The 15,375-nt window shown below is 53.2% G+C and carries 9 protein-coding genes; 2 read left to right on the forward strand and 7 right to left on the reverse strand.

Going from position 1 to position 15,375, the window contains the following annotated elements:
- Positions 1–15 precede the first annotated feature (15 nt).
- Positions 16–1,365 (reverse strand): 23S rRNA (uracil(1939)-C(5))-methyltransferase RlmD, encoded by a 1,350-nt coding sequence (gene rlmD, locus WCT94_RS08795; protein ID WP_336869131.1) that lies wholly within the window; start codon positions 1,363–1,365, stop codon positions 16–18.
- A 102-nt stretch (positions 1,366–1,467) separates the two neighbouring features.
- Between rlmD and barA the strand changes: the two genes are divergently transcribed.
- Complete coding sequence (gene barA, locus WCT94_RS08800; RefSeq protein WP_336869132.1) at positions 1,468–4,263, forward strand: two-component sensor histidine kinase BarA; 2,796 nt, start codon at positions 1,468–1,470, stop codon at positions 4,261–4,263.
- A 459-nt stretch (positions 4,264–4,722) separates the two neighbouring features.
- On the opposite strand, the gene WCT94_RS08805 is transcribed toward barA, so the two are convergent.
- The 6 genes from WCT94_RS08805 to WCT94_RS08830 form a co-directional block, all read right to left on the reverse strand.
- Positions 4,723–5,868 (reverse strand): glycerate kinase, encoded by a 1,146-nt coding sequence (locus WCT94_RS08805; protein WP_336869133.1) that lies wholly within the window; start codon positions 5,866–5,868, stop codon positions 4,723–4,725.
- Between the two features lie 441 nt (positions 5,869–6,309).
- Positions 6,310–7,224 carry a 2-hydroxy-3-oxopropionate reductase gene (gene garR, locus WCT94_RS08810; RefSeq protein WP_336869333.1) on the reverse strand — a complete coding sequence of 305 codons (915 nt, stop codon included), beginning with the start codon at positions 7,222–7,224 and terminating at the stop codon, positions 6,310–6,312.
- 60 nt (positions 7,225–7,284) lie between these two features.
- Positions 7,285–8,055 (reverse strand): 2-dehydro-3-deoxyglucarate aldolase, encoded by a 771-nt coding sequence (garL, locus tag WCT94_RS08815; protein WP_336869135.1) that lies wholly within the window; start codon positions 8,053–8,055, stop codon positions 7,285–7,287.
- A gap of 69 nt (positions 8,056–8,124) precedes the next feature.
- A complete protein-coding gene (gudD, locus tag WCT94_RS08820; RefSeq protein ID WP_336869137.1) occupies positions 8,125–9,465 on the reverse strand; it encodes a glucarate dehydratase in 1,341 nt (446 codons plus the stop codon).
- 36 nt (positions 9,466–9,501) lie between these two features.
- Positions 9,502–10,839 carry an enolase C-terminal domain-like protein gene (locus WCT94_RS08825; protein WP_336869138.1) on the reverse strand — a complete coding sequence of 446 codons (1,338 nt, stop codon included), beginning with the start codon at positions 10,837–10,839 and terminating at the stop codon, positions 9,502–9,504.
- An 808-nt stretch (positions 10,840–11,647) separates the two neighbouring features.
- Positions 11,648–13,000 carry an MFS transporter gene (locus WCT94_RS08830; RefSeq protein ID WP_336869139.1) on the reverse strand — a complete coding sequence of 451 codons (1,353 nt, stop codon included), beginning with the start codon at positions 12,998–13,000 and terminating at the stop codon, positions 11,648–11,650.
- 666 nt (positions 13,001–13,666) lie between these two features.
- On the opposite strand from WCT94_RS08830, the gene garD reads away from it, so the two are divergent.
- On the forward strand, positions 13,667–15,241 hold the full coding sequence (garD, locus tag WCT94_RS08835; protein WP_336869140.1) for a galactarate dehydratase: 1,575 nt from the start codon (positions 13,667–13,669) through the stop codon (positions 15,239–15,241).
- Positions 15,242–15,375 lie beyond the last annotated feature (134 nt).

Genomic DNA, 15,375 nt, shown 5'->3' on the forward strand with positions numbered 1-15,375 from the left:
CCGCTTTGCAGCCTATTACGCCTTTCGCGTGCCGGTATCGTGCAAAAACAATGCCATCGATTCAAGGTGCCCGGTATGTGGAAACATATCCAGCATCGCGACATTCACCAGCCTAAAACCTGCCGCCAGTAATACTTTGCTGTCGCGCGCTAGCGTCGTGGCATTACAGGAAACATATACCACCCGTTCAGGTGCCAGTCGGGTTATCTGTTCCATTACGCCTGCCGCGCCCGCACGTGCCGGATCAAGTAATATCTTATCAAAACCCTGAGCCGCCCACGGCTGCTGTGTGACGTCATCTTCAAGATTTTGGTGAAAAAATGTGACATTGGACAGCGCATTGCGTCGGGCATTCTCACGTCCTTTCTCTACCAGCGCGGTCACCCCTTCAACGCCAACGACGCTGGCGGCGCGCTGTGCCAGTGGCAGCGTGAAGTTACCCATGCCGCAAAACAGATCTAATATTCTATCCTGCGGTTGCACATCCAGCCACGCCAGCGCCTGTGCAACCATCTGCTGGTTGACCGCGTCGTTGACCTGAATAAAATCACGCGGGCTAAAGGCCAGCGTCAACCCAGCGACGTGATAAACCGGCTCTTCGCCGTGCAGACACGTCAGCGAATCGGCATCCGGAGCCAGATAAACCGAGACACCCTGCTGCCGGGCAAAATCTCGCAGCGCCTGCTCATCCGATGAATGCAGCAGATCAAGGTGCCTCAGCACCAGCAGCGGGCCGTTGTCCGCCTGCACCAGTTCCACATGCCCAAGGCGCTTCACCGCCTTTAATCGGCTCAGGCAGTCGCGCAACGGTTGCAGCAGCGCTTCAAGCTCGGGGCGTAGCACCGGACAGGCTTTGATATCCACCAGATCGTGAGAATTTGACTGCCGATAGCCCATCAACAGACGCTGCTCTTTTGTCTGAAAGTATAACGCAAGCCGCGCGCGCCTCCGATAGGCATAAGGTGTGCCGGCGATCAGCGAGGCGTCAGGCAGCTCCGCGCCCGTTTCTCGCGTCATCAGGCGCATTAATGCGGCCGTTTTGCTACTCTGTTGCAGCGTGATGTCCGCGTGCTGCTGCTGGCAGCCGCCGCAGCGGGTAAAATGCGGGCACAGCGGCTCAACGCGCTGTGGGCTGTGCGTCAGAAGGCGTTTAAGCTTTGCATGCGAAAACTGACGTTTCTCTTCCGTCAGTTGGACCTCAGCCTGCTCTCCCGGCAGTACACCCGTGACAAACACCGTCTTGCCTTCGTGGCGCGCCACCCCCTGTCCAAACGGGTCAAGCGACGTGACCGTAACAGTGAGGTTCTTAGCAGGAATCGCTTTCCGGGTCGTCACACGCCGGTTTGGAGAGTAGAATTGCGCCATAATGTACTATCGATTTTTCTCTTAAGTTGAACGGCCATATCTAATAACTAAATTAAATAATAGGGTGCCTGGCATCCTCTAATTCTCCCACATTGGAACCCCATGACCAAATACAGTCTTCGTGCACGGATGTTGATACTGATTTTGGCACCGACGCTGATGATCGGGCTGCTGCTCAGTTCGTTCTTCGTCATTCATCGTTACAACCAGTTGCAGTCGCAATTGGCAGACTCAGGCACTAGCATTATTGAACCGCTGGCAACCATCAGCGCTTACGCGATTACCCATCGTCAGATGGACACCATTCCCGCGTTAATCAATACGCTTCACCGTCGGCACTCTGCGATTATTCGTACCATTAGCGTGTTCGATGCGCGCAATCAGCTTCTGGCTACCACCAACGTACGCAACAACGTGACATTACAGCCGATCAGCAGCGACGCACATTCCTACAACAAATTGCACCTGCACCACACGAACGACGCGCTGATTCTGCACATGCCGATCGTCAATGACAGCGAATTTATGCCGGCAGGCACGGCGCCCGTGTTGCCCGGTACCGCCACACCTCTCGGCTATCTGGTCATCGAACTGGACACCAGCACCATTCGGCTTCAGCAGTATCAGGAAATCTTCATCGCCGCGCTCTTGCTGTTGTTATCTTTGGGTGCCGCCGTTCTCTTTGCCTATCGTCTGATGCGGGATGTCACCACCCCGATTCGTAATATGGTTGAGACCGTCGATCGCATCCGTCGCGGGCAGTTGGATAGCCGGGTAGAAGGGTACATGCTGGGCGAGTTGGACATGCTGAAAAACGGCATCAATTCAATGGCAATGTCGCTGACCGCCTACCATGAGGAGATGCAGCAAAATATCGATCAGGCGACCTACGATCTGCGAGAAACGCTGGAGCAGATGGAGATCCAGAACGTCGAACTGGATCTGGCCAAAAAGCGGGCGCAGGAAGCGGCACGTATTAAATCGGAGTTTCTGGCTAATATGTCACACGAACTGAGAACGCCGCTGAATGGCGTGATCGGTTTCACTCGCCAGACGTTGAAAACCCCGCTGAACACCACGCAGACTGACTATCTGCTTACCATCGAACGTTCCGCCAATAACCTGCTGAATATCATTAACGATGTGCTGGATTTCTCGAAGCTGGAGGCGGGTAAGCTGGTGCTGGAGGATATACCGTTCTCGCTGCACAACACGCTGGACGATGTCGTGATGCTGCTGGCGCACACGGCACATGAAAAAGGATTAGAGCTGACGCTCAGCATTCAGAATGACGTGCCCGAACAGTTTGTCGGCGATCCGCTACGGATACAGCAAATCATCACCAACCTGCTGGGCAACGCGATTAAATTTACCGAGCAGGGCAACATTGATATTCGGGTAGAGAAGCGCCGTCAGGAACACCATCAGGTCCAGCTAGAGGTGCAAATACGCGATACCGGCATCGGTATTGCCGAATTGCAGCAATCGCAGCTGTTCCAGGCGTTCCGTCAGGCTGACACCAGTATTTCACGCCGTCATGGCGGCACGGGACTCGGGCTGGTCATCACCCAACGCCTGGTCAAAGAGATGGGTGGCGATATCAGTTTCCAGAGTCAGCTCAACAAGGGCTCGACCTTCTGGTTCCACATCACGCTGCCGCTCAACCCGCACGCCATACCGACAGAACCGGCTTACACGATGCTGCAAGGCAAACATCTGGCCTACGTCGAGTATCATCCCATCGCCGCGCAGGCCACGCTGGATATCCTGAACCAGACGCCACTCATCGTGAGCTACAGCCCGACATTTGAGCAACTGCCGGAAGGGGAATTCGATATCCTGCTGCTCGGCATTCCCGTGCAATATCGCAACACACTGCTCGACTACACGCCCAGACTGCGTGATATCTGCCGCCGGGCACCCTGTGTGATTCTGGCGCTGCCCAGCCTGGCGCAAATGGATGCCGAACAGCTGAAAACCTTCGGCGTACATGCGTGTCTGAGCAAACCGCTCGCGGCATCACGCCTGCTGCCGCTGTTACAGGACAGCACGCTGTTCCAGCTCTCTTTCCTGCCGGACGATACGGCATCTCACCCGAGTGCTACACGCCATCCGGCCCGTCTGCCGCTAAGCGTGATGGCGGTGGATGACAACCCGGCGAATCTGAAACTGATCGGCACACTGCTGGAAGAGCAGGTCGAGACGATTATTCTGTGCGAAAGCGGACAGGATGCGATTGCACAGGCGAAATTGCATCAGTTCGACATTATCCTCATGGACATTCAGATGCCGGGTATGGACGGCATTTGCGCCAGCGAACTGATCCGCCAGATCCCTCATCATGCCACCACGCCCATCATCGCGGTGACGGCACAAACCATGACGGGTGAACGCGAGCATCTGCTGCGTTCAGGCATGGATGACTATCTGGCTAAACCGATAGATGAACAGATGCTGAAAAGCGTGCTGACGCGTCATGCGCGAAAGGATCCGTTAAAGCGCGATCGCGGTGATATGACGGGTTTATTGAGCGAGCACGACGATAGCCAGCTCTCTCTCGACTGGGCGCTGGCGCAGCAACAGGCGGCCAACAAACCGGAGTTGGCGCGTGACCTGCTGCAAATGCTGTTGGATTTCTTACCGGAGGTTCAGCAGAAGATAGAAAACGTGCTGAAAGGCCAGACGGATGACGACATTATCGAACTCGTGCATAAACTGCACGGCAGTTGCAGCTACAGCGGCGTGCCGCGTCTGAAACGCATCTGCCGCTATCTGGAGCAGCAGTTGCGTAAAGGCGTGCACGCCAGCGATTTGGAGCCCGAATGGCTGGAGCTACTGGACGAAATCGACAACGTCAACAAAGCCGCCCAGCCGCATATCAAACCGATGCGCTCGTAATCAATATCCCAGCATAGCCCTGTCTTTTTGTCACATGCTATGTGGATGCAGAGACAGTTTCGTGCGCTTACAATATGGCTATTTCATGCTCCTCCGCAGCACGCGCCCGACACGGGACGGCTCAAACGCCACTCGCCCCGTGGCCCCAGGCTTTCGGCGGAAATTATGCCGCTAACACGGTACCTTCGTCGATATCCGGCTTAACGGACCGCTTGCGACACGTTCCCTACGTGGCGCAAGCTTGAGCCGCGTCCATGCGGCTCATCCTAAGCCAGCTATCTCCTCAGCATAATTTTTTACGCCGGATAACGGCAAAAACCACAATGTCGCTGCATTCGTATAAGAAACAGCAGCCTGACAGAGGGAGAACCTAACGCTGAACGTTTAAGGGTCGAGCGCACGAAACCGTCTCTCAGTCTACATAGAAAAAGACCAAACACCATCGCATCACAATGACGATTATCGCGATACCGACTGCGCCAGCCGGATCGTCGCAGCGATATTACGTGCCGCCATTCGCACATTTTCTGCCGCATTATCCAGCGCTTCTTCTAGTGAGCAGATGTTGTAAAGCACGCTGAATACCGCGTCCAGACCATGTTCATGCACCACGCCGACATCTGCCGTCAGGCTGCCTGCAATACCAATGACCGGTTTATTATACTGTTTGGCGACCCGCGCCACGCCAATCGGCACTTTACCGTGGATCGTCTGGCTGTCGATGCGCCCTTCGCCGGTAATCACCAGTGTGGCATCTCGTACCAGTTCATCCAGCCCCAGCGCTTCTGTGACAATCTCAATGCCCTGACGCAGTTCAGCACCGCAAAAAGCCTGTAGCGCCGCCCCCATGCCACCCGCCGCCCCCGCGCCAGGAACGTGTTCCACGTCCATATCCAGATCGTGGCGAATTACCGCCGCATAATGCTTCAGCGCATTATCCAGCTGTTCAATCATCTCCGGCGTCGCCCCTTTCTGAGGGCCAAAAATCGCCGATGCGCCCTGTTTCCCCGTCAGTGGGTTGGTCACATCGCAGGCCACTTCAAAACGGCAGCCTTTAATACGTTCATCCAGCTCGCTGATATCAATGCGAGCGAGTTTGTCGAGCTCGCCACCGCCAAAACCGATCTGTTCGCCCTGCTTATCCAGCAGCTTCGCGCCGAGCGCCTGCACCATGCCCGATCCGCCGTCATTGGTTGCGCTCCCGCCAATCCCGATGATGCAGTGCCGGATACCATAATCTAACGCGCAGCGAATCAGTTCGCCCGTGCCATAGCTGGTTGTTTTTAACGGGTTACGCAGTTGCGAAGGTACCCGTTCCAGACCGCTTGCCGCCGCCATCTCAATAAAAGCCGTTTTTTCATCGCCAGACAGGCCAAAGAACGCGTCGATGCTGTCGCCTAACGGTCCTGTGACCTTAACATTCACAATCTTGCCATCGGTCGCAGCGACCATCGCTTCAACTGTGCCTTCCCCACCATCTGCAACAGGTAATTTGACATAGCAGGCATCGGGAAATATTTCACGAAATCCCTTTTCAATCTGCGTAGCAACATCTTGTGCAGACAAGCTTTCTTTATAAGAATCCGGTGCGATCACTATTTTCATAAACGATCCGATTTCATCAACGTTCCGATTGCATCAATAATCCGCGCGCTCATGAAACGGCGCTTATACTCGTCATACTTCAAGTTGCATGTGCGTTGGCCGCGTTCACTCACCCGAATCACTTACCTGTGTAAGCTCATCGGGATGAAATGAGAGACATCCTGTCTCTCACCGAAGGCCAGCCGTTGGCTGGTCAAATTCGTTCCCGACGAATTTGTCCTTCTCTTGCCGCGTTACAAGGCTTATAAATAAACCTTGCCCTAGCGGGCCAACGCTTTGCGTTGTTCAAACGTTAACGTTTGTCCTGAAACTCGAATTATTTAGGGTATATACCCGCCAGCTTTCAGGGCTGCAGGTCCTGAAATCTCTTGGATAGATCAGAATGATTCTCTGCCAGTCGGCTGGCATCCTGTGCCAGCCTCATGACTATCGCTTCACGGCTTATCGCGTAACTTCAACTTTGGCCAGCTTCTCGTAGTAACACGCCAGCGCACTGTGGTCGGCCGATCCCAGATCGTCCGCTTTCAGCGCCTGCATCATTTCCATCACCGCTGCCGTTAACGGCAGTTGGGCGCCAACACCGTGTGAAGTATCCAGCGCGTTCGCCAAATCTTTAATATGCAGATCGATGCGGAAACCCGGCTTAAAGTTACGATCCATCACCATCGGCGCTTTCGCATCCAGCACGGTGCTGCCCGCCAACCCGCCGCGGATTGCCTGATACACCAGATCCGGGTTAACCCCAGCTTTCGTTGCCAGCACCAGCGCCTCAGACATGGCGGCAATGTTCAGCGCCACAATCACCTGATTCGCCAGTTTGGTCACGTTGCCCGCGCCGATATCACCGGTATGTACAACGGATCCCGCCATGGATTTCAGAATCTCAAAACAGCGATCAAATTGCGCTTTGTCGCCGCCCACCATCACAGACAGCGTGCCGTCGATCGCTTTCGGTTCACCGCCGCTGACGGGCGCATCCAGCATGGCGATCTCTTTCGCCGCTAGCGCGGTAGCAATTTCGCGGCTGGCAAGCGGCGCGATGGAACTCATATCCACCACAATGCTTCCGGCACGTGCGCCCTCGATGACGCCGTTTTCACCCAGCACCACCTCTTTAACGTGCGGAGAGTTAGGCAGCATGGTGATGATAACGTCGCACTGCTCCGCAACCTGTTTCGGCGTACCCGCCGTCGTAGCGCCCGCCGCAACCACTTCCGCGACCGCGTCCAGATTTCTGTCCATCACGACTAATGAGTAACCTGCTTTCAGCAGATTTTTACTCATCGGTTTTCCCATGATGCCCAGTCCAATAAAACCAATTTTCATCGCCCTAACCTCATTGTCTGATGTAGATATCACTTCAATTCACGATGAACCCGCCTCATGGCAGATTCAATTCGCCGCGGAATCACTGAATCACTTCTTGTATTTGTCGCTCAGCGCCTGTGTTGCGCTGCGGAACACGCCCAGATCGCTACCGACCGCGACAAAGCTTGCGCCCCATTCCAGATAGCGGCGTGCATCGGCTTCAACCGGTGCCAGAATGCCGCAGGGTTTGTTATGCGCTGCCGCGCGATCGAAGATGTGGCGGATCGCTTTCTGCACGTCAGGGTGGTTAGGCTGACCGAGATAGCCCAGCGCCGCGGACAGGTCGCTCGGGCCGACAAACACGCCGTCTACGCCGTCTACCGCGATAATCGCATCCAGGTTGTCGAGGCCGTCCTGACTTTCGATTTGCACCACAACGGTAATGCTGTCGTTAATCTTGGCGAAATAGTCCGGTTCGGTGCCGTAGCCGTTGCTACGGTGCGCCACGGAAACACCGCGGATACCCGCTGGCGGATAACGGGTTGACGCAACCGCACGTGCGGCTTCTTCCGCCGTTTCCACAAAGGGGATCAGGAAGTTATTGAACCCGATATCCAACAACCGCTTGATGATGATCGGCTCATTGCACGGCGGACGAACGACGGGCGCGCTGTGGCTGCCTTTTAGCGCCATCAGTTGAGGAATAAACGTCACGATATCGTTAGGTGCATGCTCGCCATCCAGCACCAGCCAGTCGAATCCCGCCAGCCCCAGCACTTCAGTTGAAATCGGATTGCCCAGCGCACACCAGCAGCCAATCAACGTTTTCCCCTGCTGCAAATCTTGGCGAAAACGGTTAGGTAACAGCGGAGTCTTCATTTTTTATCCTCGGTCATTCCAGCGCCGCTTGCCTGAAGCGGCGCGCTCAAAAAACGGAAAATCAGAACGTTAGCGAACCAGACACGGACGTTTATTATCAAACGTCCACTCAGGAATAAGGTACTGCATCCCCATGGCGTCATTACGTGCGCCTAATCCCATGTTTTTATACAGTTCGTGTGCTTTCATCACCTGATCCATATCCAGTTCGATACCCAGACCCGGTTTCTTCGGCACTTCCACCATGCCGCCAACAATCTGCAACGGTTCTTTCGTCAGGCGCTGATTGCCTTCCTGCCAGATCCAGTGCGTATCAATCGCCGTAATCTTGCCCGGTGCCGCTGCCGCGACCTGGGTAAACATGGCCAGTGAAATATCAAAGTGGTTATTGGAGTGAGAGCCCCAGGTTAAGCCCCATTCGTGGCACATCTGCGCCACACGTACGGAACCTTGCATCGTCCAGAAGTGCGGATCGGCCAGCGGGATATCGACCGATTGCAGCGAAATGGTGTGGCCCATTTGTCGCCAGTCGGTGGCAATCATGTTGGTTGCCGTCGGCAGCCCCGTCGCACGACGGAACTCCGCCATGACTTCACGGCCGGAGAAACCTTGTTCCGCACCGCACGGATCTTCCGCATACGCCAGCACACCGCGCAGCTGTTTGCCCAGACCGATGGCCTCATCCAGCGACCAGGCCCCGTTTGGATCCAGCGTGATGCGCGCCTGCGGGAAGCGCTTCGCCAGCGCGGTCACCGCTTCGGCTTCTTCACTCCCGGCCAGTACGCCGCCTTTCAGTTTGAAATCATTGAAACCGTATTTTTCATACGCCGCCTCAGCCAGACGTACGATGGTTTCTGGAGACAACGCTTCTTCATGACGCAGACGATACCAGTCACACTTCTCATTCGTCTGGCTCTGATAAGGCAGATCGGTTTTATTACGATCGCCGATGTAGAACAGATAGCCCAGCATTTCTACCGCATCACGCTGCTGACCGTCGCCCAGCAGCGAGGCCACGCTGACATTGAGGAACTGCCCCAGCAGATCGAGCATTGCGGCTTCTATCCCCGTGACGACATGGATAGTGGTACGCAGATCGAACGTCTGCAAGCCACGCCCGGAGGAATCACGGTCGGCGAACTGTTCACGCACCGCCGTCATCACGTTTTTGTACTCACCCAGCGTTTTGCCGACTACCAGCGCGGCAGCATCTTCCAGCGTCTGACGGATTTTCTCACCGCCGGGAATTTCACCGACACCGGTATTCCCGGCGTTATCTTTCAGAATCACAATGTTGCGAGTGAAATAAGGTGCATGTGCGCCGCTCAGGTTAAGCAGCATACTGTCGTGACCTGCAACCGGGATAACCTGCATGTGGGTAATAACCGGCGTTGAATTTTGCAATGTCATTTTCTTATCCTTTCTCTCTCATTTTTTTATGTAGGGTTAGCGGCCAAAAACCGGGCGTTTGCGGTCAAACTTCCAACCAGGAATCAGGTACTGCATGGCGACGGCATCATTACGTGCCCCGCTCGGTAATTTTTTGTACAGATCGTGGGCTTTCATCACTTGTGCCATATCCAGCTCAATCCCCAGACCCGGGCGATCCGGCACCTTAATCTTGCCGTTGACGATTTGCAGCGGCTCTTTGGTCAGATGCTGCCCTTCCTGCCAGATCCAGTGCGTATCAATCGCCGTCGGATTACCCGGAGCCGCCGCCCCCACGTGCGTGAACATCGCCAGCGAAATATCAAAGTGGTTATTGGAATGGCAACCCCATGTCAGGCCCCACTCATCACACAGTTGGGCGACGCGCACTGCACCGTGCATCGTCCAGAAATGCGGATCGGCCAGCGGAATATCGACCGCCTGTAGCATCACAGCATGATTCATTTCGCGCCAGTTGGTGGCAATCATGTTGGTCGCAACTGGCAGCCCGGTGGCGCGACGGAATTCCGCCATCACTTCGCGACCAGAGAAACCTTGTTCAGCACCGCACGGGTCTTCCGCATAGGTCAGAATGCCCTTCATGTCTTTGCATAAACCAATCGCTTCATCCAGCAGCCAGGCCCCGTTTGGATCGACGGTAATGCGGGCATCCGGGAAGCGTTTCTTCAGCGCTTTCACAGCATCGATTTCCTGCTCGCCGGGCAACACGCCGCCTTTGAGTTTGAAATCTTTAAATCCGTAGCGGTCAGTGGTGGCTTCGGCCAAACGCACAATCGCTTCGCTGTCCATCGCCTGTTGGTGACGCAGGTGATACCACTCGTGCTTGCCTTTCTCACCGGCTAAATAGGGTAGATCCGTCTTCGTGCGGTCACCGATATAGAACAGGTAACCGAGCACGGTGACGTCATCACGCTGCTTCCCCGGCCCCAGCAGCTCGGCAACGGGGACACCCATAAATTGTCCCAGCAGATCGAGCAGCGCGGCTTCGAGCGCCGCCACCGCATTCACGCGCAGTTCAAACGTCCAGGCGCCTTTGCCGAAGGAATCAAAATCAGAAGATTGGTTGCCGACATGAATGTCATGAACCAGACGATTCATGCGGGCGATTTGTTCGCCTTTCACGCGAGGAATAGCCTCAACCAACGTGTTGTAAATAACTTCACCGCCGGGGGCTTCGCCGACACCGGTATGCCCGGCGCTGTCGGTTAAAATGACGAGGTTACGCGTAAAGTAAGCACCATGTGCCCCCCCGATGTTCAGCAACATGCTGTCATAGCCCGCGACGGGGATGACTTTCATGTCAGTAATTACAGGGGTCGCCGAAAAGTTTGTCATTACAGACTCCCATCACGAATGGTGCGCACAGGGTTTACGCTTAGGTTTCCGATGTTTGCCACAACGCAGAAGCACGTTGAAGCGGATGAAAATAATTCAGTCATACAGAAATAAAAAACAGATGGTGCACCAGTAGATGATTTCATGTTGTTTTCCTACTTTATTAGCGCGACCTTTTTTTTACTCTGATTTGAAATGGTAATGCTTGTAGGGTTATCAGAATAAAAACAGGTTATAACTGTCCCGATACCGGAATAAACCAGTCAGAAAAGCGTTGTCAGAATGAATACCGCCTTACCAACCTCAGGAAAAAGTATAAGTTTTCTTATTTCACAACTCATTGGGCAATAGCACAGTATTCCCTGTCGAAATGCAGATTAAATATGTCATTATCACAGGCCAATGGGAGGTGTTTCACGAAAACCGGGGAAAGCGAATTTCCGCCTTATAACCCCCGAAATACCTCTTCCCAGCAACCGATTTCAAATAGATAAAACGCGGCTTTCCATGAGGTAAATAAGCGGCAAGCCTATACCCTAAATAATTCGAGTTTCAGGACAAACGTTAACGTTTGAACAACGCAAAGCGTTGGCCCGCTAGGGCAAGGTTTATTTATAAGCCTTGTAACGCGGCAAGAGAGCGAATCCCGATGAGCTTACTCAAGTAAGTGATTCGGGTGAGTGAACGCGGCCAACGTACATGCAACGTGAAGTATGACGGGTATATAGCGAAACGCTGCGCCATCAGTACGATGCCGCAGCGTTTTGTGTTATTGCCTATATGCAAATTAATACGGTAACGAATGGCCTTACTTCTTAACGAATGGCTTCAATTCGATACGTTTAATATCCTGTACGATAAACAGGTAGCTGACGATGGCAACCAGCGCATGAATCCCGACATACACCAGACCGCCGTTGAAAGAGCCGGTCATTCCGATGATGTAGCCAATTGCAATCGGTGTCACGATACCAGACGCATTACCGAACATGTTGAACAGCCCACCGCTCAACCCACTGATTTCTTTCGGCGCGGTATCGGCCATAACCGCCCAGCCCAGCGCACCAATGCCTTTCCCGAAGAAAGCCGCAGACATCACCGCAATAACAACCCATTCGGTTTCTACATAGTTACAAATCACCATCGACATGGAGAGCAACATACCGAGGACAATAGGTGTTTTACGGGCAAAGGTCAGTGAATTGGTCCGGCGCATCAGATAATCGGAAATAATGCCGCCCAGAACGCCGCCGACAAAACCACAGATGGCAGGTACCGAGGCAACAAACCCGGCTTTGAGAATCGACATGCCACGCGCCTGAACCAGATAGAGTGGGAACCAGGTGATGAAAAAGTAGGTCAGTGCGTTAATACAGTATTGACCGATATAGATACCGAGCATCATACGAGACTGCAGTAATTGATTGATCTGATGCCATTTTTCGCCCTTTTCGGTCGCTTTCTTCGACCCTTTGGCATCCATGTTGATTAGCGCACCACCGGCCTCAATGTAATCCAGTTCAGCCTGATTCACGCCAGGATGATCTTTAGGATCGTGGATCACTTTCAGCCAGACAAAGCTGAGGATGATACCCAAACCACCCATGAACCAGAACACGTGCGCCCAACCCACCGCATGTACCAACCAGCCCATGATAGGGGCGAAAATCACGGTCGCAAAGTATTGGGCCGAGTTGAATATCGCGACGGCTGTTCCACGTTCTTGTGCAGGGAACCAAGCAGCGACAATACGGCTATTTCCCGGGAAGGAAGGTGATTCACACAGGCCGACCATAAAGCGCAAGAGGAACAAAGAAATGACGATGCCAGCACCGCTGAAGATATCGACAAAGCCTTGTAATAAGGTAAAAACCGACCAGGTGAAGATGCTGTAGAAGTAAACTTTCTTTGAGCCGAAGCGATCGAGCAGCCAGCCTCCGGGGATTTGCCCAATCACATACGCCCAGGAGAACGCTGAGAAGATATAGCCCATCCCTACCGCATCCAACCCAATCTCTTTGGACATAGCAGAGCCAGCGATGGACAATGTGGCACGGTCGCCATAGTTAAATGACGTGACGATAAACAACATCACGACAATCCAGTAGCGGGCGTTTGTTCTCTTTTGTATCGCGCCAGCTGCTGAGCTTACTGTATTCATGATGAACTCCTGCTTCAATCGCGGTTCGCTCATTCATTCTGAATAACAGATAACGTGTAGGGTTATCAGAATGAAGATCAGTGGATATCCCCGTCATACTTCAAGTTACATGTGTGTTGGCTGCGTTCACTCACCCGAATCACTTACCTAAGTAAGTTCATCGGGATTCCTTCTCTTGCCGCCTACCTGAAACTCGAATTATTTAGGGTATAGTTAAATTCCCATTTTTATTTTTCTTGCGAATAGCCAGGCTATATAGCTTCAGAGTAATTAGCTGACATCTTCAACTCGCCGGATCATTATAATTTTTACCTACTGGCTGCTCACTAGATAAAAGCACAACATTAAAAATGTCCTTTTGAATATGTTGGTGCACTTGCCCTATATAGTGCGAGGTGTTTCACGAAAAATGTCGCCATTCTCTTTTTACATTCATACACATTATTTTCATTTCTCCCTTAAAAACTGCGTGCAGGCAGAATGTGATCAAACTCACCAAAAATTGGGGCTTCGCCTGATAAATCAGAAACAAAAAGCACGGGCTTAGGTCAATTGCATAATGTACGAGAAGAGAACCTCACGTATACTCGTTAGCGAGCAATAAAGTAATAGCGTGGTAATCATTACCACGGCGTTTCTGATAAACCAATAATAAAGGCTTGCATCATGTCAGATAAATCAGAAAGTAATGCTGCACAAGAGCAGCCACTTTATATTAAGGTCCACGATTCTGATAATGTTGCCATTGTTGTTAATAATAATGGCTTACGTGCCGGAACCCGTTTTAATGATAATCTGGAATTAATTGAGCATGTTCCGCAGGGACACAAAGTTGCCCTTGTTGATATCGCCAAATCAGGCGCAATAATCCGCTATGGTGAAATTATCGGGTATGCGCTACGCGATATTGCTAAAGGAAGCTGGATTGATGAATCCCTGGTCGAGTTGCCTCAGGCTCCCGCGTTGGAAACCCTGCCGCTGGCGACTAAAGTCCCGGCCTCCCTGCCTTCGCTGGAAGGCTACACCTTTGAAGGTTACCGTAACGCCGATGGCAGCGTAGGCACAAAAAATCTGTTGGGCATCAGCACCAGCGTGCACTGTGTCGCGGGCGTAGTGGACTATGTCGTCAAAATTATCGAGCGGGATTTATTACCGAAATATCCCAATGTGGATGGCGTGGTCGCACTCAACCATCTCTACGGCTGCGGCGTGGCGATCAATGCACCTGCTGCGGTCGTTCCTATCCGTACCATTCACAACCTGGCGCTGAACCCGAATTTTGGCGGAGAGATACTGGTGGTGGGCCTGGGCTGTGAAAAATTACAACCGGAACGCCTGCTGGAAGGGACATCAGACGTACAGGCCATCTCTCTTGATGACAGTAGTATTGTCCGCTTGCAGGATGAACACCACGTTGGTTTCAGATCGATGGTGGATGACATTCTGACGATGGCAGACAGGCACCTGCAACGGCTGAACAAACGCCAGCGTGAAACCTGTCCGGCCTCAGAATTGGTTGTCGGCATGCAGTGTGGCGGCAGCGATGCTTTCTCTGGCGTTACCGCGAACCCAGCCGTCGGTTTTGCATCCGACCTACTGGTACGCTGCGGCGCAACCGTCATGTTCTCCGAAGTAACTGAAGTGCGCGACGCCATTCATCTGTTAACGCCGCGCGCCATCAATGAAGAAGTCGGTAAACGTCTACTGGAAGAAATGGCCTGGTACGACAATTATCTCGACAGCGGCCAGACTGATCGTAGCGCCAACCCATCGCCGGGCAACAAAAAGGGAGGTCTGGCGAACGTGGTGGAAAAAGCGCTCGGCTCCATTGCAAAATCCGGCACCAGCGCTATTGTCGAGGTCCTGTCTCCCGGTCAACGCCCCACCAAGCGTGGGCTAATTTACGCCGCAACGCCAGCCAGTGACTTCGTGTGCGGCACCCAGCAGCTTGCTTCCGGTATCACCGTGCAGGTCTTCACCACGGGTCGCGGTACGCCCTATGGCCTGCTCGCGGTACCCGTCATAAAAATGGCAACCCGTACTGCACTGGCAAACCGCTGGCACGATCTGATGGATATTGATGCCGGTACGATTGCTACCGGAGAAGCCACGATCGAAGACGTGGGCTGGCAGCTTTTCCACTTCATTTTGGATATCGCCAGTGGCAAGAAAAAAACCTGGTCCGATCAGTGGGGGCTTCATAACGCACTGGCCGTTTTCAATCCAGCGCCGGTAACCTGATTATCGTCCTCCGCAGGCCAGAGTCATTATCCGGCCTGCGGATCGCGTTATTTGATCTACAATAAATTAAGTGCTAATAACAGTGCTAATTAAAAGAACAAACAGCAGATAAGCAACATTTACTTTCATTCACG

Source organism: Pectobacterium sp. 1950-15 (assembly GCF_037136835.1).
In the GTDB taxonomy this organism is placed as follows: Bacteria; Pseudomonadota; Gammaproteobacteria; order Enterobacterales; family Enterobacteriaceae; genus Pectobacterium.

What these genes read in the sequence shown, in the direction of transcription:
- rlmD (WP_336869131.1), bottom strand. Translation starts at nt 1,365, where the DNA reads ATGGCGCAATTCTACTCTCCAAACCGGCGTGTGACGACCCGGAAAGCG.
- barA (WP_336869132.1), top strand. Translation starts at nt 1,468, where the DNA reads ATGACCAAATACAGTCTTCGTGCACGGATGTTGATACTGATTTTGGCA.
- WCT94_RS08805 (WP_336869133.1), bottom strand. Translation starts at nt 5,868, where the DNA reads ATGAAAATAGTGATCGCACCGGATTCTTATAAAGAAAGCTTGTCTGCA.
- garL (WP_336869135.1), bottom strand. Translation starts at nt 8,055, where the DNA reads ATGAAGACTCCGCTGTTACCTAACCGTTTTCGCCAAGATTTGCAGCAG.
- gudD (WP_336869137.1), bottom strand. Translation starts at nt 9,465, where the DNA reads ATGACATTGCAAAATTCAACGCCGGTTATTACCCACATGCAGGTTATC.
- WCT94_RS08825 (WP_336869138.1), bottom strand. Translation starts at nt 10,839, where the DNA reads ATGACAAACTTTTCGGCGACCCCTGTAATTACTGACATGAAAGTCATC.
- WCT94_RS08830 (WP_336869139.1), bottom strand. Translation starts at nt 13,000, where the DNA reads ATGAATACAGTAAGCTCAGCAGCTGGCGCGATACAAAAGAGAACAAAC.
- garD (WP_336869140.1), top strand. Translation starts at nt 13,667, where the DNA reads ATGTCAGATAAATCAGAAAGTAATGCTGCACAAGAGCAGCCACTTTAT.